Source organism: Nocardiopsis ganjiahuensis DSM 45031 (genome assembly GCF_000341085.1).
Taxonomy (GTDB): Bacteria; Actinomycetota; Actinomycetes; order Streptosporangiales; family Streptosporangiaceae; genus Nocardiopsis; species Nocardiopsis ganjiahuensis.
The window spans coordinates 104,167-124,640 of record NZ_ANBA01000017.1; the positions used below are offsets into that span (position 1 = coordinate 104,167).

General features: G+C 69.3%; 17 protein-coding genes and 2 tRNA genes. 18 read left to right on the forward strand and 1 reads right to left on the reverse strand.

The genetic code is table 11. From position 1 onward, the window contains the following. Positions 1-82 precede the first annotated feature (82 nt). From D458_RS0123725 to D458_RS0123810, 18 genes are all read left to right on the forward strand, one after another. Positions 83-1,882 (forward strand): AfsR/SARP family transcriptional regulator, encoded by a 1,800-nt coding sequence (locus tag D458_RS0123725; RefSeq protein ID WP_017589225.1) that lies wholly within the window; start codon positions 83-85, stop codon positions 1,880-1,882. A gap of 219 nt (positions 1,883-2,101) precedes the next feature. Beyond that, on the forward strand, positions 2,102-2,287 hold the full coding sequence (locus D458_RS0123730) for a hypothetical protein (RefSeq protein WP_017589226.1): 186 nt from the start codon (positions 2,102-2,104) through the stop codon (positions 2,285-2,287). A 176-nt stretch (positions 2,288-2,463) separates the two neighbouring features. Beyond that, positions 2,464-2,537, forward strand: a tRNA-Lys gene (locus tag D458_RS0123735). A 263-nt stretch (positions 2,538-2,800) separates the two neighbouring features. Continuing rightward, positions 2,801-2,874 (forward strand) — tRNA-Lys (locus D458_RS0123740). 523 nt (positions 2,875-3,397) lie between these two features. After that, on the forward strand, positions 3,398-3,883 hold the full coding sequence (locus D458_RS0123745) for a septum formation family protein (protein WP_017589227.1): 486 nt from the start codon (positions 3,398-3,400) through the stop codon (positions 3,881-3,883). Positions 3,884-4,034: 151 nt separating this feature from the next. Continuing rightward, on the forward strand, positions 4,035-4,640 hold the full coding sequence (locus D458_RS0123750) for a septum formation family protein (RefSeq protein ID WP_017589228.1): 606 nt from the start codon (positions 4,035-4,037) through the stop codon (positions 4,638-4,640). Positions 4,641-5,032: 392 nt separating this feature from the next. Continuing rightward, a complete protein-coding gene (locus D458_RS0123755) occupies positions 5,033-6,124 on the forward strand; it encodes an ABC transporter permease (protein WP_026119633.1) in 1,092 nt (363 codons plus the stop codon). A gap of 12 nt (positions 6,125-6,136) precedes the next feature. Further along, positions 6,137-7,024 (forward strand): ABC transporter permease, encoded by an 888-nt coding sequence (locus D458_RS0123760; RefSeq protein ID WP_017589230.1) that lies wholly within the window; start codon positions 6,137-6,139, stop codon positions 7,022-7,024. Positions 7,025-7,029: 5 nt separating this feature from the next. After that, complete coding sequence (locus D458_RS0123765; RefSeq protein WP_017589231.1) at positions 7,030-8,103, forward strand: ABC transporter ATP-binding protein; 1,074 nt, start codon at positions 7,030-7,032, stop codon at positions 8,101-8,103. Then, positions 8,096-9,235 carry an ABC transporter ATP-binding protein gene (locus tag D458_RS0123770; RefSeq protein ID WP_017589232.1) on the forward strand — a complete coding sequence of 380 codons (1,140 nt, stop codon included), beginning with the start codon at positions 8,096-8,098 and terminating at the stop codon, positions 9,233-9,235. The genes D458_RS0123765 and D458_RS0123770 overlap by 8 nt, the downstream gene beginning before the upstream one ends. 6 nt (positions 9,236-9,241) lie before the next feature. Next, a complete protein-coding gene (locus D458_RS0123775) occupies positions 9,242-9,433 on the forward strand; it encodes a hypothetical protein (RefSeq protein WP_017589233.1) in 192 nt (63 codons plus the stop codon). Then, positions 9,430-11,241, forward strand: coding sequence for an ABC transporter substrate-binding protein (locus D458_RS0123780; RefSeq protein ID WP_017589234.1), 1,812 nt, complete (start codon positions 9,430-9,432; stop codon positions 11,239-11,241). Before D458_RS0123775 ends, D458_RS0123780 begins: the two co-directional genes overlap by 4 nt. Positions 11,242-11,669: 428 nt before the next feature. Further along, positions 11,670-12,914 carry a crotonyl-CoA carboxylase/reductase gene (ccrA, locus tag D458_RS0123785; protein WP_017589235.1) on the forward strand — a complete coding sequence of 415 codons (1,245 nt, stop codon included), beginning with the start codon at positions 11,670-11,672 and terminating at the stop codon, positions 12,912-12,914. Positions 12,915-13,569: 655 nt separating this feature from the next. Beyond that, positions 13,570-16,245: a sensor histidine kinase gene (locus tag D458_RS0123790; RefSeq protein ID WP_026119634.1), complete on the forward strand. Its 2,676-nt coding sequence runs from the start codon at positions 13,570-13,572 to the stop codon at positions 16,243-16,245. A gap of 94 nt (positions 16,246-16,339) precedes the next feature. Beyond that, positions 16,340-16,765 (forward strand): roadblock/LC7 domain-containing protein, encoded by a 426-nt coding sequence (locus D458_RS0123795; RefSeq protein WP_017581967.1) that lies wholly within the window; start codon positions 16,340-16,342, stop codon positions 16,763-16,765. 46 nt (positions 16,766-16,811) lie between these two features. Continuing rightward, positions 16,812-17,171, forward strand: a complete 360-nt coding sequence (locus tag D458_RS0123800; RefSeq protein WP_013151545.1) for a DUF742 domain-containing protein — start codon at positions 16,812-16,814, stop codon at positions 17,169-17,171. A 22-nt stretch (positions 17,172-17,193) separates the two neighbouring features. Next, positions 17,194-17,751, forward strand: a complete 558-nt coding sequence (locus tag D458_RS0123805; protein WP_017589236.1) for a GTP-binding protein — start codon at positions 17,194-17,196, stop codon at positions 17,749-17,751. 70 nt (positions 17,752-17,821) lie between these two features. After that, positions 17,822-19,078, forward strand: coding sequence for a styrene monooxygenase/indole monooxygenase family protein (locus D458_RS0123810; RefSeq protein WP_017589237.1), 1,257 nt, complete (start codon positions 17,822-17,824; stop codon positions 19,076-19,078). Between the two features lie 129 nt (positions 19,079-19,207). Here the strand turns inward: D458_RS0123810 and D458_RS0123815 are convergent, their stop codons facing one another. Then, positions 19,208-20,359: an RNA-guided endonuclease InsQ/TnpB family protein gene (locus D458_RS0123815; RefSeq protein ID WP_017589238.1), complete on the reverse strand. Its 1,152-nt coding sequence runs from the start codon at positions 20,357-20,359 to the stop codon at positions 19,208-19,210. Positions 20,360-20,474 lie beyond the last annotated feature (115 nt).

The following is a 20,474-nucleotide window of genomic DNA, read 5'->3' on the forward strand; positions in this document are numbered from 1 at the left end:
CAGCTCAGGCGGCACCCTGGGTGGCGGGGCGGCACGTCTCCACCCAACACACCCGTGTCCGCCTCACAGGGGGGATGGATCCGTGTCGCTGCTCGACCCGCCGGGGACACGGGGCGAGGCGACCGCAGAACCCGTGCGCCCGCAGGCCCAGCCTCTGGAGACGGGCCCCCTGGAACCCGCCGCCCGGGGCCTCTATGTCAGTCTCCTCGGTCGCTTCGGCGTCCAGGTCGACGGTGTCCCGCTGAGCCTGCGCGGGGAGCGCCGCCGTGCCCTCCTGGCCACGCTTCTGCTCAACGCGGGCAGGGTCGTCCCCACCGACGACCTCATCGAACGTGTCTGGGCCACTGCGGGCCAGGCGTCCAGAGGCGCCCTCCAGGTCCACGTCGCCCGGGCCCGGGCCCTCCTCGAACAGCACCTGGGCGACCCCCTCATCCGGGGCGCCGAGGGCGGCTACCGGATCGACCTCGACGAGCACCGCTCCGACCTGCTGCTCTTCCGTTCCCTGGCCCGTCAGGCGGACCGCGCCGCCGGCAACGGGGAGTCCGACGCCCGCGCCGACCTCCTCTTCCGTGCCCTGCGCCTGTGGCGGGGGCCGGTCCTCAACGACGTCACCGCGCCGCTGCTGCACACGAAGGACGTGCCCCGGCTGAACGAGGAGCTCCTCCGTGTGGCCGAGCAGGGGTTCGACGCGGCCCTGGCCCGGGGCGAGCACGAACACGTCGCCGCCCGGGTCGGCCCCATCGCGGCCGACCACCCCGAACGGGAACCCCTCATCCGGGTCCAGATGATCGCCCTCTACCGCTCCGGCCGCCAGAGCGAGGCCCTGCGCGTCTACGCCAGGGCCCGTTCCGTCCTGGCCGAACGGCTGGGAGCCGACCCCGGACGCGAACTCCAGGAGACCTTCCACGGCATCCTGCGCGGCGACCTCGACTCCAGGCTCGGCCTCCGGGCTTCCTCGGCGGGTGACTCCGGGACGGGAACCCTCGTCCCGCGCCAGCGCGCCCACCACGACACCCGGCCCTGCGCCGCCCGGCGCAGGAGCGGCTCCGCCGCGGAGCTCGTTCCCGCCGAGCTCCCCTCCGCGCCTCGCACCCTGGTCGGCCGCGCCGAGGCCCTGGCCGAACTCGACCGCCTCGTCGACCCCTGTTCGCCCGCGCCCAGCAGTGTCCTGGTCCGGGGGCCGGCCGGGGCGGGCAGCAGCGCCCTGGCCGTGCGCTGGGCGCACTCCGTGGCCACGCACTTTCCCGACGGCCAGCTCTACGTCAACCTGCGCGGCGCCGACGGCAGCCCGCGCGAGCCCGCCGACGTCCTGCGCCGCCTGGTCCGTTCCCTGACAGCCGGGGCGGTGACCGTGAACCTGGACGGCGGTGCGTTCGAACCCGACGAGGCGGCCGCCCGGGCCCGTTCCCTGATGGCGGGTCGGCGGGTGCTGATCGTGCTCGACAACGCCACCACCGCCCACCAGGTGCGGCCGCTGCTGCCGGGCACCCCCGGGAGCTCGGCGGTGGTGGCGAGCCGCAACTGGCTGACCGACCTCCTGGTCAGGGACGGGCTGAGAGCCCTGCCGGTGGCCGCCCTGCCGGAGGAGCACGCGGTCGCCCTGCTGCGCTCCCTGCTCGGGCCGGACCGCTGCCCGCCGCACGTGTTGCGGCGGATCTCCGAACTGGCCGGCCGCCTGCCCCTGTCGCTGCGGATGGCCGTCGCCTGGTTGGACGCCCATCCGGAGCGCTCGGCCGCGGAGCTGGTCCGGCTGGTGGAGGGGGTGGACCCGGCGCACAGCGTCTCGCCCACGGCCCGGATGGCCGCCGTGCTGCGTGCCGGGCCCCTGGGGACGGGCACGGCCGCGGGGAAGTACCGACCGGGCTCCGAGCCCCGGGGCTGAGTCTTCGCGGTCGGTCTTACGGTCGGCTTTCACCCGCAGGAACCCCTCGCGAACGGCATGAACAGCCACAACTGTCGCAAGGGTCGCAAAGGCGGCAGCAGACGCAACCAGGGCTTGGTGAAAATTCGGGTTCCGGTCACCCCAACGGAGGGTAGTGAAATCGACCGGATGTGTCGCGGGGGGTGCTCAGCGGTCAGATGAGTCGCTAGTGTCAAACCCATGACGCAGAACAACGATCCCAACCTGGACCCGGCGGGAACCACCCAGCACTTCCGCCGCTTCGTCGACGACAACCCCGAGCCCGAGGAGGCTCCGCGCCGCCCGATCCTTCCGCTGGTACTGGCGGGCGTTGGTGTCGTCCTGACCATCGGCATCATCGTCGCCCTGGTCATGGCCTTCTCCTAGGTCCAGGGATCACACGGACCGCGCCCGCCGGGCCGACGAGGCCTGCTCCGGGTGAGGGACGCGATGTGACGGGGCCGACCCCCGGCCGGCCCCGAAACCGGTTCGCGGCCACCCCGCGGTCCTGCTAGAGTTAACTCCGTTGCCGCAGAGAGCCGCGAGGTTCCCGGCGGAGACCGGCGTCATTAGCTCAGTTGGTTAGAGCAGCTGACTCTTAATCAGCGGGTCCGGGGTTCGAGTCCCTGATGACGCACAGCGGTACAGGAACGGCCCCGGCCGGAGGACACCACATCCTCCGACCGGGGCCGTTCCCGTGTGCGCGGGGCTCTTCGTGGGCGCCCGCCGCGCGATCGGGCCCTGCCCGTACGCGCGGCCCTTCGGCGGTGTCCGCGGCCCGACCAGGGCCTTCTCCGTGGTCTGGCACACATCGGGGCCGATCTGGCTCCGGGTGCCCAGAAGTTCCGGTAGAGTTAACTCCGTTGCCGCAGAGAGCCGCGAGGTTCCCGGCGGAGACCGGCGCCATTAGCTCAGTTGGTTAGAGCAGCTGACTCTTAATCAGCGGGTCCGGGGTTCGAGTCCCTGATGGCGCACAGCAGTGCAGGAACGGCCCCGGCCGGAGGAAACCACATCCTCCGGCCGGGGCCGTTCTCGTTCCGACTCCGCACGCCCTGCCGGGGCCTCCCCGGCCGGATCCGCGTCCAGAGCCCCTCGGCGTCCCCGTGCCGTCCGCCCCGTATGTCGTAGGGCCGGGGGATGATCGCCGGTGGTCCGATTTCCTTCCACGCGGAGAAATCCACGGGAATCAATCCACGCTTCCCCGTCCCCGCAGTTTCCGTCCTCCCTCTCGGCCGATGCCCCCGGCCCTTCCTTCTTCGAACTCCGCGGCCTCCTCCCGGCTGGTGCCCGCTCCCGGATCAGGGCTCTCAGCAGCGGACCTTCGCAGGCCAGTGCCGTTGTCCTGTCATCACTCCGTCACTTTGGGTATGTGTTCACAACGTATTCGTGAGTTCCCAAAACGCGATTGACAAGGGTCACCGACTGGTGAATTCTTTTCTTCTCGCCACCCCTCTTCCCGGCGGGATCCCCGTAAGTAAGAAAACCCGGAGTACCTTCATGTCTTCGCTCTCCCCCATCGTTCGCAACACCTCCCTCGCGGTCCTCGCCGCCGGTGCGGTCGTCAGCCTCTCCGCCTGCGGGCTCGTCAACTCCCTCCTCGGTACCGGCAACGTCATGAACATCGCCGTAGGCGACTGCTTCGACGAGGCCGCGATGCAGACCGCCCTCGGCGGCGAGGAGGTCAGCAACATCCCGCTGATCGACTGCGCCGAGCCGCACGACGCCGAGGTCTTCCACGTCGAGGACCTCCCCGACGGCGAGTTCCCCGGCGACGCCTCCGTGGGGGACTCCATGGAGGAGATCTGCACCGGAAGCGCCTTCGAGGAGTTCGTCGGCGTGAACTACATGGACTCGGCGATCCACGTCGGCGGCCTCCAGCCGACGGCCCAGACCTGGGACAGCTTCGACGACCGTGAGATCCTCTGCTACGTCATCTCCGACGAGGGCCCCATCAGCGAGAGCCTCCAGGGCGCCAACCGCTGACCCCGTACCGGGACCGGCCGGTCGGGAACCACCGCCTTCCGGGGCCCGTTCGCGAACGGGCGCAACCTTCTCCTCTCCGGGCGCATCTGGATAGGTACCGCCGATTCGCCCTTCCGCATCGGTGAGAGACCAACGATCCAGTGGAGCCGTCATGTTGTCCGAAGCGCGCCACCCCCTGCCCGGCCGTATCGCCCTGGCGACCGTGGCCGCCGGTGCCGCCCTGTCCCTCTCGGCCTGCGGCCTGCCCCTCCTCCCGCCGGCGTTCAGTGGCGGCGGTGAGGAGCCCGTTGCGGTGACGGAGCCGGAGCCCACGGAGCCCGAGGAGCCGGTGGAGACGGAGGAGCCCGAACCGGTCGAGGCGGAGACCGAGGAGCCCTTCGGGCCGGAGGACCAGGACGTCGCCGTTCTGGTCGTGGGCGACTGCCTGAACGAGATGGAGGTCGGTGTCGACGACTCCGTCAGCACCGTGCCGATCGTCGACTGCTCGGAGCCCCACGACCTGGAGGTCTACCACGGGGGTGCCCTGGACAGCGACCTCGACTACCCGGGTCGTGAAGCGGTCATCGAGTTGGTCGACGAGGGCTGTTACGAGGTCTTCGAGACCTTCGTCGGGACCCCCGTCGAGGAGTCGTCCCTGATCCCTCAGACGCTCTTCCCGATGGAGGACGGCTGGGAGCAGGGCGACCGCGACTACCTGTGCCTCGTCGGCCAGGACGGCGAGCAGACCACCGGCAGCCTCGAGGGCTCCAGCCTGTAGCCGGCCCCCGCGGACGGCCCCGATCCGGCGGCTCCGCCCCGGTTCTCCGGCGGTGCCGCACCCTGGAACGTGAACGGCCCGCGCCATCCGATGGCGCGGGCCGTCGTCATGTCCGCGTCGGCACGGCACTCTTCGCGGGCAGTGGCACCAGGAGAAGTCGCGGGTGGCGGTATGTGGCCGCATCCGGCCATGTGTCAGTGCTCTATATGAGCAGTTTTGTCATCTTCTGTTCTTTTTGTGATGCCGATCGGGTCGCGCAAAAGACGCCGTTTGGTCACGAGGGTGGCGTGGGCCACAGGGGTGGCGTTACCGTGATGTTCTATTAGGAAAGTTTCCTAATAAAAAACGTGGTTCCCCCACCACCGACGTGCCCCCTTGCTCGAAGGAGCCCCGTGGCCACCGAAATCGCGGCTTCCCCACCCCCACCGGACACAGGTGACACCAGGGCCGCTGCCCCCCGTAGGACCAGCCCCCTCCTGAAACGGCTCTGGCGCAACTACGTCTTCGTGAAGGTCCGCAAGGCCTTCGTCGTGGTCTTCGTGGTGGCCAACGTGACCTTCTTCCTCGGCCGTGCGATGCCGGGCGACCCCATCGACGTCATGGCGGGCCGCCTCACCCAGGGCGGCATGTCGATGGACGAGGCGCGGGCCATCGCGATCCACTCGCTGGCCTACGACCCGGACGCGCCCCTCCTGCGGCAGTGGTGGGAGTTCATCGTCGGGCTCTTCACCCTCGACCTCGGCGACACCATCAACCGCCCCGGATTCAGCGTCACCGACGCCATCGGCGCCTACCTCCCCTGGACCCTGTTCAGCATCGGCGTGGGCACCCTCATCGCGATCGCCGTCGGCCTCGCGTTCGGCATGATCATGGCCTACCGCCGCAACCAGGTGCTCGACCACGTGCTCAGCGTCCTCGCCTCGGTGCTCGGCGCCATCCCGAACTACCTCATCGCGATGGTGCTCGTCGTCGGCGGCGGCATGTACCTGGGCTGGTTCAACCCGATCGAACTCCGCGGCACCCTCAGCCCCGGTGTCCGACCCGGGTTCTCGCTCACCTTCATCGGCGACGCGTTCTACCACGCGGCCCTGCCGGTCTTCACCTACGTGCTCGCCATCATCGGCACCTGGATGCTCGTCATGAAGGCCTCCACCACCGAGGTGCTCGGCGAGGACTACGTGACCGTCGCCCGGGCCCGGGGGCTGAGGGACGGCCGCATCGCCACCGCCTACGTCGGCCGCAACGCCGTCCTGCCGCTGGTCGCCCAGATCGCGATCTCCTTCGGAACCCTCGTCGGCGGCGCGATCTTCGTCGAACAGGTCCTGGTCTACAAGGGCGTCGGCGGGCTCCTGCTCGACGCGGTCAACTACCGCGACTACCCGCTCCTCCAGGGGCTGCTCATCATCATCACCTCGTGCGTGGTGATCGCCAACCTCGTCGCGGACCTGCTCTACAGCAGGCTCGACCCTCGTATCCGGAAGTAGGGGGACGCACGCATGGCAGTCACCACCGCAACCGGCCCCGCGCCCGCCGCAGGCGTCTGGGGCAGCATCTGGCAGGGCATCACCCGCAGCACGAGCGGGTTCATCGGACTCTGCCTGGTCCTCAGCGTCCTGCTGTTCTCCTTCGTGGGCCCGCTCCTCATCGACACCCACAACCCCACGGACGTCAGCAGGATCTGGGGCCCGATGAGCGCCGAGCACTGGCTCGGCACCAACCACGAGGGCAAGGACACCCTCACCCAGCTCGTCCTGGGCGGACGCGAACCCATCATGGTCGGCCTCATGGCCGCCCTCATCACCGTCGCCATCGCCGTCACCCTCGGCGCGGTCGCCGGCTACGTCCGGGGCCGGGTCGACCACTTCCTGCTCCAGCTGACCGACATCACGATGACCATCCCCTTCATCGTCCTGATGCTGGTCATCGCCTCCTTCTACCGGACCTCCTCCCCGATGGTGGTCTCCTTCATCATCGGGCTGGTCACCTGGCCCTACCTGATGCGGTCGATCCGCGCACAGGTCCTCACCCTGAAGGAACGCGAGTTCATCGAGGCCGCCCGCCTCCAGGACCTGGGCACCGCCCGCATCCTCTGCGTCGAGGTGCTGCCCAACATGGCGGGCTACATCTTCATCAACTTCATCATCGCCATCACCAACGCCATCTACGCGGTCGTCGGCATGTACCTGCTGGGCCTGCTGCCCAGCACCGCCGACAACTGGGGGCTGATGATCCAGCAGGCCTGGGACAACAACGCCTTCCTCCTGCCGCAGGCGGCGCCCTTCCTCGTCGCGCCGATGGTGATGATCATGCTCTTCCAGATCGGGCTGGTCACCATGACCCGCTCCCTGGAGCAGGCCCTCAACCCACGACTCCGGGACAGGTGAGCCCAGTGAACGACCTCCCCGCCGCCCCGGACACGGACAACGGCGCACTGCTGTCCGTCCGCGGCGTCGACGTCGGCTACCGCACCGGTCGAAGGACCCACGTCACCGCGGTCCGCGACATCTCCTTCGACCTCCACCCCGGCCAGTCCATGGCCCTGGTCGGAGAGTCGGGCTGCGGCAAGACCACCCTCGGCCTCGGCCTGCTGCGACTGCTCCCGCGCACCGGTGTCGTCCCCCGGGGCCAGATCCTCTTCCGCCGCAAGGACGGCACCCGCGTGGACGTGCGCACCCTGGAGCGGGAGAAGCTGCGCCGCTTCCGCTGGAACGAGGCGGCCATGGTCTTCCAGGGCGCCATGAACGCGTTCAACCCGGTGCTGAGGATCGAGGAGCACTTCCTCGACACCTTCCGCGCCCACGAACGCGCCGGGCGGCGCCGCCCCCGCAAGGAGATCCTCGAACGCTCCGCCCAACTGCTGGAGACGGTCCGGCTCGACCCGGCCCGGGTGCTCAAGAGCTTCCCCCACGAGCTCTCCGGGGGCATGCGCCAGCGCAGCCTCATCGCCCTGGCCCTGGCCCTCGAACCGCAGCTGCTCATCCTCGACGAGCCCACCACGGCCCTGGACATCCTCACCCAGCGGTCCATCGTGGAGCGCCTCGCGGAGCTGCGCGAGGAACTGCGCTTCTCCATGGTCTTCATCACCCACGACCTCGGCCTGGCCGCCGAACTCGCCGACCGCGTCGGCACCATGTACGCGGGCCGGCTCATTGAGACCGGCACGACCCGGGACATCTTCTACCGCTCCCGGCACCCCTACACCTCGGCACTGATCAACTCCGTGCCGCCGGTGGTGGGCGACCTCCACGTGCCCGAGTCCCTGCCGGGCGGGCCGCCCAGCCTCAACGCGCTGCCCCCGGGCTGCTCCTTCGAGCCCCGCTGCGCCCACGCCCAAGAGGTCTGCGCCTCCGAGCGCCCCGTGCTCCAGGTCCTCCGGCGCCGTGACGCGGGCCTGAGCCACACGGCGGCCTGCTTCCGCTGCACCGACGCCGAACTCCACGCCGAGGGGGCCTCCCGTGATTGACCGGACCGCCAACCCCGCCCACGCCGAACCGCGACCCGACGACACCGACCCGCGTTCCGCCGGTTCGGCCGGATCCCCCCTTACCGATCCGGCCGCCGGGACGGTCATCGACGCCGCCGCCGCGGCCGAGGCCCTCAACTCCGACGAGCGCCGCGCCCGACCCCCCGTGCTGACCCTCAAGGGCGCCCAGCAGGTCTTCAGGACACCCCGCGGCGACGTCCCCGCCGTGGCCGGGGTCGACCTGGACGTCCGGCCGGGCCAGGTGCTCTGCCTGGTGGGGGAGTCCGGCTGCGGCAAGACCACCACCGCCCGCATGGCCGCCGCACTGTCCAGCCCGACCGCGGGGTCGGTCCTGTTCCGCGGCAAGGACGTGGCCTCGATGGACAAGAAGGAGCGGGCCGCCTTCCGGCGCTCGGTCCAGTACATCCACCAGGACCCCTACGCCTCCCTGAACCCCGTGCGCACCGTCTACTCCACGGTCTCCGCCGGGCTGCGCCGCCACCGGATGGTCAAGGACCGCCACGAGGCCCGCCGCGTCACCACCGAACTCCTGGAGCGCGTCGACCTCACCCCGGCCGAGGACTACCTGGACAAGTACCCCCACCAGATGTCCGGCGGCCAGCGCCAGCGCGTCGCCGTGGCCCGCGCCCTGGCGATGAACCCCGAGGTGATCATCGCCGACGAGTCCACGTCGATGCTGGACGTGTCCATCCGGGTGAGCCTCCTGAACACCCTGGGCAGGCTCCGCGACGAACTCGGGGTGAGCTTCCTGTTCATCACGCACGACCTCGCCGTGGCCAAGTACTTCGCCTGGCGGGGCGAGATCGCGGTCATGTACCTCGGCAAGGTCGTGGAGCACGGACCCACCCCGCGAGTGGTGAACGACCCCCAGCACCCCTACACCAAGGCGCTCGTCTCCGCGGTCTGCGAACCGGACCCGGACCTGGCGAAGAGCAAGGAGCGGGTCCGGCTGCGCAGCGCGGACATCCCCGACCTCACGGACCTGCCGCCGGGCTGCGACTTCCACCCGCGCTGCCCGATCTACGCCCAGGGCAGCTGCGACACCGTACGACCGCCGCTGGTCCGCAGCCACGACCGGCTGCTGGCCTGCCACGTCGTGACCCGGGGGTGAGGTGAGTTGCTGCTCCTCATCGGGCGCTTCGGCCTCTTCGTCGGAGCCTTCCTCACCCTCGCCTGCACCCTCACCGCCGTCTTCACCTCCCCCGGCACAGCCGAGTTCGTGATCAGCGTCGTCACCGCCGGTATCGGCCTGGCCGTCCTCGCCCTCGGTCTGCTCGCCGTCCTCTTGGAAAGGAAGCGTCAAGAATGACCCCCACCCCCTCGCACAACGCCATCCTGAACGACATGAGCAGGAGGCGTCTCCTCAAGGCCGTCGGCTTCAGCACCGTCGGTGTGGCGGGCGCCGGCGCCCTGTCCGCCTGCGCCGCTGACGGCGGCGGCAGTTCCGACACCACCCAGTTCACCGGGGTCTTCGACTTCGACCTGGACTCCCAGACCCGCAACGTGCACGTCGAGGACGGCGCGCTGCTGCTCAACTCCGTCTACAAGGACCTGTTCCTGTGCACGGGCGGTGTCTTCAACTGGTCCACGCACGAGTGGGACTACCTCCTGCTCGAGGGCCACGAGTGGGACGGCAACGACCTCGTGGTGTCCCTGAAGCCGGATCTGAAGTGGAGCGACGGCACCGACCTGAACGCCGACGACATGCTCCGCAGCTACGCCATGCGCGTCCTGGAGGCCCCGCCGTGGGGCATCGGCTTCCCCCAGGTCCAGGACCTGGAGAAGCTGGACGACCTGACCGTCCGCCTCGGTTTCGAGAACCCCTTCCCGAACATCGAGCGCAGCATCATCAAGCACCGCATCGTCTCCAAGGTCACCTACGAGAACTTCGGTGAGCGCGCGGTCGAGATGGTCAACGACGGCGTCCGCCAGGGCGACGACGAGCACGTCGAGTGGAACGCCGAGTTCATCGAGTACAACCCGGACGAGATCGTCTGCAGCGGCCCGTACAAGTTCGACGAGGCGCAGATGTCGGACGCGCGCATCACGCTGGTGCGCAACGAGGACGGCTACCAGGGCACCGAGGTCGCGTTCGACGAGGTCGTCATCCACAAGGGCGACAACCGCCAGTCGGCCCTGCTGGTGCAGTCGGGCGACGTCGACTACTCCACCCTGGCGCCCTCCGCCGCCGACCAGCAGGCCTTCCAGAGCGTGGAGGGCTTCCGCTGGATCGAGCACGCGGGCTACGACGGCGCCGGCATCATGTTCAACCACAAGGCCAAGCCGGAGGTCCAGGACGTGCGCGTGCGCAAGGCGCTCGCCTACGTCCTCGACGGCGACCAGATCGGCCAGGTGGCCCGCGGCGACGCCTACAGCCGGGTCACGCACTACGCGGGCCTGGCCGACATCCAGGCCGAGGAGATCTTCAGCGCCGAGGAGCTCGCGGACTTCGAGACCTTCGACCAGGACCAGGAGAAGGCCGCGGAGCTGCTGGAGGAGGCCGGCTGGACCAAGGAGGACGGCAAGTGGTACCTCCCCAACGGCGACGAGGCCAGCTTCGAGGTCATCGGTGTCGCGGGCTGGGGCGACTTCGAGCTGACCGCCACCCAGGTGGAGGAGGCCTGGAACGACTTCGGGATCAAGACCGAGGCGCGCAACGTCCCCGAGGACAACCCGTGGGGCATCTGGGGCGAGGGCGACTTCGAGGTGGCCGTCCGCCACTGGGGCAACCCGGAGATCCCCGACTACTGGGGCGCCTTCCAGATGAACTTCCTGACGGAGAACGCCGGCACCGAGGAGTCCCCGGGCCAGGGGTTCGACCTCCAGGTCGAGAGCCCCTCCCAGGGTGACGTCGACATCGCCGAGCTGGTCGAGACCGCCCAGCGCGCCGAGAGCGAGGAGGAGCAGATCGAAGCCCTGAAGACGTTGTCGATCGTCTTCAACGAGCTCCTGCCGCGTATCCCGATCTGGACCTACAAGTACCTCTCCCCGGCGGTCGAGGGCATCCGTGTCGAGGAGTTCCCGACGGAGACCCCCACCTCTCAGAACGAGCAGTACCAGGACAACCACGTCATCCTGGCGCTGATCCAGGGCGAGCTGCCCCCGGTCCGGAGCTGACAGGGAGCGGTCGGGAACTGATCCGGGACCGCTCAGGGCCGCCCGGGGGTTCCAGCCTCCGGGGACCCTGAACAGCCCTCCCCGAACGAGCTCCCCGCGTCGGCGGGGCCGGCCCGGGGGAGGGGCACCGGGGTTCTGCAGGGGCGAGTGCCTTCGGGCCTCGCCCCTGCACGCGCATCCTGGGCATTACGGGCATGCGCGAGTTTGTCGTGCCGTGGTCCGTTTGTACGCGTTCGGCCCCGGGGAATGTAGTCTCCCGTGCATTCGCACGCGCACTCGTGCCGTCGTCGCGGATACCCCTGCCCGTAGCCGTTCCCGAACCCCGCCCCTGCCCCGGGCCGCCCCTGGAGCACTCCTCCCCCGAACCCCAGGTGCCCTCTCACCCCCGTTCGCCCCCTGCCCCCGGCCCTCGAAAGGACTGGTGTGCCATGACCAAGGACCTGTACGAACTCGGAGAGGTGCCGCCACTGGGCCACGTGCCCGAGCGGATGCACGCCTTCACCATCCGGCGGGAGCGCTACGGAGAGCCCCGCGACGCCTTCGCGCACGAGATCGTCCCGGTGCCGGAGCTCAAGCCGGGCCACGTCCTCGTCTACACGATGGCCGCGGGCATCAACTACAACAACATCTGGGCGGCCATGGGCCACCCGGCGGACGTCATCGCCGCGCGGGAGAAGGCCGGGGAGCCCGAGGAGTACCACATCGGCGGTTCCGACGGCTCCGGCGTGGTCTGGGCCGTGGGGGAGGGGGTGCGCGGGGTCGAGGTCGGAGACCACGTCATCATCGCCTCGGGCCAGTGGGACGAGAGCTCGGACGACATCCGCATGGGCGGCGACCCCATCGCCTCCAAGAGCATGCGGGTGTGGGGCTACGAGCACAACTTCGGTTCCTTCGGCCAGTTCACCCTCGTCCAGGACGTCCAGTGCCACCGCAAGCCGGAGAACCTGACCTGGGACGTCGCGGCCGGCTTCCTGGTCAGCGCCGCCACCTCCTACCGGCAGCTCTTCGGCTGGTACCCCAACGTCGTGCGTCCGGGGGACCCGGTGCTGATCTGGGGCGGCGCGGGCGGTCTGGGCACCTCGGCGATCCAGCTGGCCCGCCAGGCGGGCGGCAAGCCGATCGCCGTGGTCTCCACTCCGGAGAAGGCGGAGCTGTGCCGCGAACTCGGCGCCGTGGGCACGATCCTGCGCACCGAGTTCGACCACTGGGGCCGGGTCCCCGACGAGAGCGACACCCAGGCCTTCTCCGCGTGGATGCGCGGAGCCCGGGCCTTCGGCAAGAAGTTCTGGGAGGAGCTGGGGGAGCGGCGCTCTCCCCGGATCGTCTTCGAGCACACCGGGGCCGACACCCTGCCGACCTCGCTCTACCTGTGCGACAACTCCGGGATGGTGGTGATCTGCGGCGCCACCTCGGGCTTCCAGGCCGATGTCGACCTGCGCTTCCTGTGGATGCGGCTCAAGCGCCTCCAGGGTTCGCACTTCGCCTCTCCCGCGCAGTGCCGCATGGTGATCGACCTGGTCGCGGGCGGCCAGCTCGATCCGTGTGTGACCAAGACGGTGGCCTTCGACGAGATCGGCGAGGCCCACCAGATGCTGCGTGACAACCGGCAGCCTCCGGGGAACATGGCGGCGCTGGTCAACGCCGCTCCGGGGCAGGTCGGCCTCGACCTCTGAGGTGGGTCCGCCCCCGAACGCCGGGTGTCGTCGTGAGAGAGGTGACACCCGGCAATAATCGGACAAAGCGCCACAAAACGACCATGTGGCGTATGGGTCGAGCTGCCTATTTGTCAGTGTTCCCGCACGTCACAAGGGTGCCGTCAGATGCTTTTTCGGCGCTTCTCCGATTCTTCTGTCAAGCTGGGCGTCCTTTGTTAGTCTGACGAACCGAACGACGGTTCTCGGTGGAAGAACCGGAATTGTGTGGAGCACGGACACTTGTCCTCCGGATCGGGTACTGTTCGCCGATCACGTTCAAGTGCCGCGACACATGTTCCCGCCGCCGCGAAAGCCGTCGAGGCGTCCCCCCGGCGTTCGGGGCGTCTGGTCGTGTCAAGGGCCGCAAAGGGTCCGAGAAACGACTTCCTCCCTGGTCAGGGCGGTGGTGCGGGGCCATCGCCAATCCGCCCACCTGATTCGAGGAGACGAGATTGTGGCACAGGCGCAGTCACCGCACGAGCGCGATGACCACTCCCTGGCCAAGATGATGTCGACGGAGGATGGGCGTGGAGCCAGGCGTGAAGGACGGTTCCGCCGGGCCATCTCCCGGATGGTCAAGTCCCAGGAACCCCCGTCACCGGAGACCGAGCAAGGACATCCCGTGCATCAGCCCGTGCATCCGCACTCGCAGAACCCCGACCGAACGTCGGACGGCGAGGAGACAGCCGCGACGGAGCCCCCCACCGGACCCTTCTCCGCGTCCGCCGAGAACGGTTACCGTCCCACCTCCCGGGTGAGCGTCCCGAACCCCTACACGACCAGGAACGTCGAGGTCGACGACGTCGACACCGGCGCCAACCAGGTCGGCCAGTGGCGCGGCGTCGGCCTCGACGAGCCCGAACCGCGCAGCCCGCACATCCCCGCCACCACGGACACCATGACCGACACCCCCTTCTCGCCCGAGCACACAGAGCGGCCCGAGGCCCCTGTGTCCCCACCGGCCCCGGCGGCCCCCGAACCCGCGGCCGACCACCGGTCCGCGCCGGGACAGCACACGGCCCAAGAACCCCACCGGGCCGAAGCGCCCGGGATCGCGGCGAACACGTCCGAAGCGCACGGTGGCCCGCCACAGCGCCCCGAGGCGCTGCCCGAACCCCGGTGGCCCGCGGCCGAGTCCGCGGCGCCCGGACGGCAGTGGGCGCCCTCGCAGGCACCCTACGACTCGCAGCGTTACGCACAGCAGCCGCAGGCCCCCTACGAGCCGCCGCGTCCCGCGCCCGCCCACCCCCAGGGGTCGGAGCGGGGACAGGACCAGCAACCCGCCGGGTACGACCCCTACGCCCCCCGTGGCCACCAGGGCCACCCGGACCAGAACGGCTACCGGGAACCCCAGGGCTACCAGGGCCCGGGTCATCAGGACTCCGGGTACCAGGAAGCCGGTTACCAGGACTCCGGGTACCGGGACCAGGGCTACCGGGAAACGCCGGGCCACCAGGGCCCCCGGGACCCCCGGGGGAACCAGGGCGCACCGGGGTACCAGGACCCCCAGGGCTACCAGGGCGCACAGCGTCGCCCCGACTACCAGGGCCACCACGAACCCGCCCCGCACGGCTACCAGCGCCCGCCCCACGAGGGCCGGCCGCCCGCGCCCTACCCCTACCCGCAGGCCGAGTACCCGCCGCAGCCCGCGCCGCACTACCCGGTGCCCTACGCGCACCCGCATCCGCATCCGCATCCGCTGCCCTACCAGAGCGCGTACCCGCTGCCCTACCAGCCGCCCGGCTACGTCCTCCCGGGGCAGCCGATGGCCTACCCGGGGCAGATCGCCCCCTACGGCCAGTTCAACCCGTACGGCCAGCCGGTCCAGCACGTCATCGTGCTCACCGCGGGGCAGCAGCCGCAGGTGGTCACCGCGGAGTCGGCCGCCACACTGTTCGCGGAGCGCACCGAACCGACCGTCTCCCAGGAGGTGCGCCAGGACAAGGCGCTCACCCGTTCCGGGACCGAGACGGAGGAGGAGAGCGCCGCCGAGCCGGCCCGGGAGCAGGAGGAGGCCCGGACCGGGACCGGGCCGGGCACGCAGACGACGGCGGGGCCGTCGGAGCAGGACACGGCCCAGCGGGAGACCGCCCGGCCGCAGGCGGCACAGCGGGAGAACGGGACGAGCGGGTCCCCGGACGCGGCCGGGGGCGCCACCGAGGGCACCGCCGCCAGGGAGGCAGCCAGAGCCGAGGTGGCCCAGGCCGTCTCCGAGGCGCTGCGCGGCTCCGAGGGCGACCTCCTCAACGAGGCACTGGCCGGTCTGGCCATGCGCGACCTCTCCCTGGTCGACGCCCTGCTGGAGATGGTCGAGGAGCTGGAGACCGACGCCCAGGACCCCGACCTGCTCGACAAGCTCTTCCAGATCGACAACTTCGCGACCCGCATGCGGCGCAACGGGGAGAACTTCCTGGTGCTGACCGGGCACGACGGCGGCGAGTCCGACGCCCACGACGAGATCGTGCCCCTGCTCGACGTGGCCCGCGCCGCCACCTCGGAGATCAAGGACTACCCCAGGGTCAGCCTGGGCAAGCTCCCGCAGACCTCCATCACCGGTCTGGCCGCCGACGACATCAGCCACCTCCTGGCCGAGCTGCTGGACAACGCCACCGCGAACTCGCCCGAGCACTCACAGGTGGTGATCAGCGCCCAGGAGATGGACGACGGCCGCCTGATGATCGTCGTCGAGGACGAGGGGGTGGGCATCCCCGACGCCCAGCTGTCCGAGCTCAACAACCGGTTGAACGGTGAGCCGGTCCTGGACGACGAGGTGCCCAAGCACATGGGCCTGTACGTGGCCAGCCGGATCGCGCAGAAGCACGGGCTGGAGACCCGGCTGGAGTCCCGGTCCTTCCGCGGGGTCAGCGCCTACACGATCATCCCCAAGGGGCTCCTGCGCGTGGCCACGCCCCGGCAGCCCGGCCAGTCCCGAACCTCCACGATTCCCAGCGCGAGCGCTCCAGTGACGACGACCGGACCGATCCCGCAGCAGAGCACCAACGGCCAGGGGGCCAACGGGTCCGGCGGTCCCAAGGCCTCGCCGCCGCCCCAGACCGGGGGGAACTCCGCGGTGACCTCCGCCGGTCTGCCCCGGCGCAGCGCCACCCCGCACGGTTCGCCGCTGAGGATGATGCCGCACCCCGGAGCGCTCTCGGAGAACCCGCCGTCCTCGCCGAAGGGCCGGGAGGACACCCCTCCCAAGCTCACCGGTGAAGCCCGGGCGGAGCAGATCCGTGACGAGATCGGCGACTTCCTCGACGGGGAACGCGCCGCTCTCGAGGGCGAGGAGCTCGAGGGCGACAAGGAATGACCCCGAACGCTGCGGCTCGCGCCCCCGGCGCGGGCCCACACACCCCATACCCCCAGCGAACCCGACACTCGGCCGAGGCAGGTAGAGCACAAGCATGACTGAATCCACGAACGACAGTGTTGAGAACTTCTCGTGGCTCATCGACCGGTTCGTCCGGGACGTGCGCGGTGTCGAGCACGCCGTGGTGGTCTCCTCCGACGGCCTGGTCCTGACCCACTCGAGCGACTTCCCGGAGGAGCACGCCGAGCAGCTCGCGGCGATCTCCAGCGGTCTGCACAGCCTGGCCGTCGGCGGGGCCAGCCTGTTCCAGCGGGGAGAGTGCGAGCAGCTGCTCGTCCGCTTCAACCACGGCCACCTCTTCATCATGGCCATCAGTGACGGTTCCTGCATGGCGGTGCTCACCGCACCCGGTACGGAGCTGAAGATCGTCGGTTTCCAGATGGCCAAGCTCGTGGACAACGTCGCCCACGTGCTCACTCCGCAGCTGCGCTCGCAGCTGCGCGAGGTCATCCAGAACTGACGACGGTGACCCGTAACGGTTCGGCAGGAATGAGGTTGCCGCGGCTATGAGCTTCCGCAGGCGAAGGAGTAACCGTGTTCGCCCGTTCACCTTCACGGGTGGGCGGACGCGGTCACGGCATCCGCTGATGGTGCAGACCCTGGTCTCGACGTCCGAGCCCGGGCAGGAACCTCCTGGCACCCTCATGCCGGAGTCGATCAGTATCTACAAACTGTGCCGGGAGACACGGTCTCTCGCCGAGGTGTCGGCCGAGCTGAACATCCCCCTGGGCGTCACCCAGGTTCTGGTCAGTGACCTGGCCGAGCAGGACCTGGTGTACATCCACCCGACCATCACCGGCAGCAGTCCGTCCGAAAACCAGGTTCTGGAGAGGGCTCTTCGTGGTCTCGAACGACTTTTCCAGTGACAACAGGTCGAATCGCAAGAAGATGTCGAGCAAGATCGTCATCGCCGGTGGCTTCGGCGCCGGCAAGACGACCTTGGTGCGCTCGGTGTCGGAGATTCCGCCGGTCACGACTGAAGCGATCATGACCGAGGCCAGTGTCGGGCACGACGACACCTCGGTCACACCCGACAAGACGACGACCACCGTCGCGATGGACTTCGGCCGCATCACCATCGACGACGAACTGGTCATGTACATGTTCGGTACGCCGGGCCAGGCCCGGTTCTGGTTCATGTGGGACGAGCTGGTCCGGGGTGCCGTGGGCGCCGTCGTCGTGGTCGACTGCAGAAGGCTCGCGGACTCCTTCGACGCCGTCGACTACTTCGAGACGAACAAGCGCATCCCCTACATCGTGGCGCTGAACAAGTTCGAGGGGCGCCTGGACTACACCTCCGAGCAGGTCCGCGAGGCCCTGGAGGTCAGCCCGGAGGTCCCGATCATCGACTTCGACGCCAGGCACAGGATGTCCGGCGGCGACGTACTCAAGACACTGTTGCGGTACGCGCTGGAGCACAACCGAGCGAGCGAGCCCGTCGCCTGACGGGTGGGGAGCCCTTGGAACCCTGGTCTCCCCACGGCCCCGTAGATTCCCCAGGAGAGTTAGCGACACAATGCGCAAGATCCTTATCGTCGGAGCGGGCCACGCGGGCCTGCACCTGGCCCACGGTCTCCTGACCCGTGGCTACGACGTCACGGTGATCACGGGGCAGTCCTCACCGGAGATCAGGACGGGGAAACCCTCGATCTCCCAGTTCACCCTGCCCACGGCACTGGAGTGCGAGCGCGAGTTCGACCTCGACTTCTGGAGCGCGCTGTCCCCGCAGATCCGCGAACAGAAGCTCTTCATGTACATGCAGAGCCAGGTGGTGGCCTCCCTCCAGGGCAGCTCGCACCCCGGCAACGGCTACACCGTCTCGGTCGACCGCCGGGTCAAGATGGCCGACTGGCTGGAGTTCTTCGAGGACCGCGGCGGCAAGGTCGTGATCCACGGCGTGACCGTCACGGACCTGGACTACTTCTCCCGCATGTTCGACCTGATCATCGTCGCGGTCGGCCACGGCGAGCTCGGTCAGCTCTTCGACAACGACACCAGCCGGTTCAGCGGGGCCCGGCCGCGCGCGATCGCCCAGGCCTACATGTACGACGTGTGGCCGGACCCGGGGCAGCCCGAGAACATCGGCTGGTCCGCGGTCACGCAGGAGGCCGGGAACATCATCTTCATCCCCATCCTCAGCCAGGACGGCCCCTGCCACAGCCTGCTGATGGTGGACAAGAAGGGCGGCCCGATGGACGCCTGGCCGGACCGGCCGGGCCCGGAGGAGCAGCTCCGCAGGATGAAGGACCTGACCCGCAAGTACGCCCCGGACTTCTTCGAGCGCGTGCGGGACGCCGTGCTCATCGACGGTCGCAGCACCCTGGTCGAGGACCTGACCCCGCAGGTCCGCAACCCGGTCGGCAAGCTGCCCTCGGGTGGACTGGTGCTGGGGATGGCGGACGTGGTGGTGACCATGGACCCCTTCGTCGGCCAGACGTGGAACAACTCCACACGGTGCGCCCAGGCCTATCTCGAGAGCATCACCGAGCACGGTGACGGCGAGTTCGACGAGGAGTTCCTGGTCAGGGCCTTCGACCGTTTCTGGGAGTTCGGCCAGGACAACCAGGCCTGGGCCGAGCAGGCCTCCACCATGTGGGAGCAGGACCTTCCCGAGCACTTCGCCAACGTCATGACGGCCGCCGGCCAGTACCGGGAGATCGCCGACCGGTGGATTCAGGGCTGGGACTTTCCCACGGACTACAAGAACTGGCTGTTCGACCCCGAGGTGTCACAGCGTTACATCGCCGAGGTCAAGGCCCGGAACGGCGACTGAGATCCCTTTCCCCGCGCAGCGGGCCCGGTTCCCCTCGGGGCGCCGGGCCCTTTGTGTTACACGCATGGTCAGCTTCTCGGTCCTGAAGGGCCGAGCTTGCAGCTCCAACACATACCTGGCAGGTACGCCTCAGGCCGCGTCGTCGGCAGCGTGACTCACTGCCCAACCCGCAACACCCCGCGAGGAGATGTTGCAGGCTGCGTTGACGTCGGCGTGCTCAGCGAAGCCGCACGACGTACACACAAAGGTGGCCTGGTCCGGCCGGTTCTTCTTGTCGATGTGATCGCACTCGCTGCACCCTTGGGAGGTGTAGGCCGGATCCACGTAGACCACCGGTACCCCGGCCCGCTTCGCCTTGTAGGCGATGTAGGCCCCGAGCTGGCCGAAGGACCAGGAGTGCAGCGTGACCCGCTGGGGCTTGCGTAGCCGTACCCTGCCGCGGATGCCGCCCAAATCTTCCAGGGCGATACCGCGGCAGGTGCGTTGAGCCTCGGTCACGATGCGTTGGGAGATGCGGTGGTTGGTGTTGGCGGCGAAGCGGGCTTCGCGGCCCGACAACCGGCGCAGCACCCGTTTGGCGGACTTGGTGCCCTTACGCTGCAACCTTCGGCGCAAATGACGGTGACGGTGGCGGACGTGGTTGAGGTGCTTGCCCGAGTAGACCGTGCCGTCGGAGGTGGTGGCGATGTTGGCGATGCCCAGGTCCACCCCCAGAAACCCCTCCGGGGTGAACTCCTCGGCCTCGGGGACCTCGCACGTGGCGTACAGGTACCAGCTCTTGCCGCGCCTGATCAGGTCGGACTCGCCCAGCCTGTACTCGGCCAGCAGTTTCAACTGGTCCGGGGAGCCGGTGAACGGCACACCCTTCATCCGCCCCTGAAGGGTCCAGATAGAGACGGTGCGCGCGTCCAGCTGCCAGGACAGTGACCGGTCGTCGAAGGGCTGCGCGGCGTCCTTGCGGAACCGCACCGGCGTGCTCTCCACCCTCCTGCGGCGCTTGGACCCCTGGCGGCCGTGGTTCCCGGCCTTGAGGTTGGCTTTCAGCGTGGCGTAGGCCCCGGCGGTCTTGCGAACGCAGTGGATCGCGGGCTGGGCGGACAGGCCCATCGCCTTCAGCTCGCCGTAGACCAGCCGCTGCAACGGCGCTTTGGCCATCACCCCGCTCTCGTGGGCGCGCCGACAGGCGTGGTTGGCTGCTTGGTTGCACAGCTTCAACGTCTCCCACAGCGCCGTCTCCTGGGCGGCGTCGGGGAGCAGCTTGATCTGCACGACGATCTTCATGATCGAAAACACTAACGCCGACGCCCCGACGGGCGGGGGCGAACCAGAAAACTTCCCAAGGCCCGCAGCACCCATTGCTGTCAGACTTGCACGGGCCGGCGAGCTCGGCGATTCC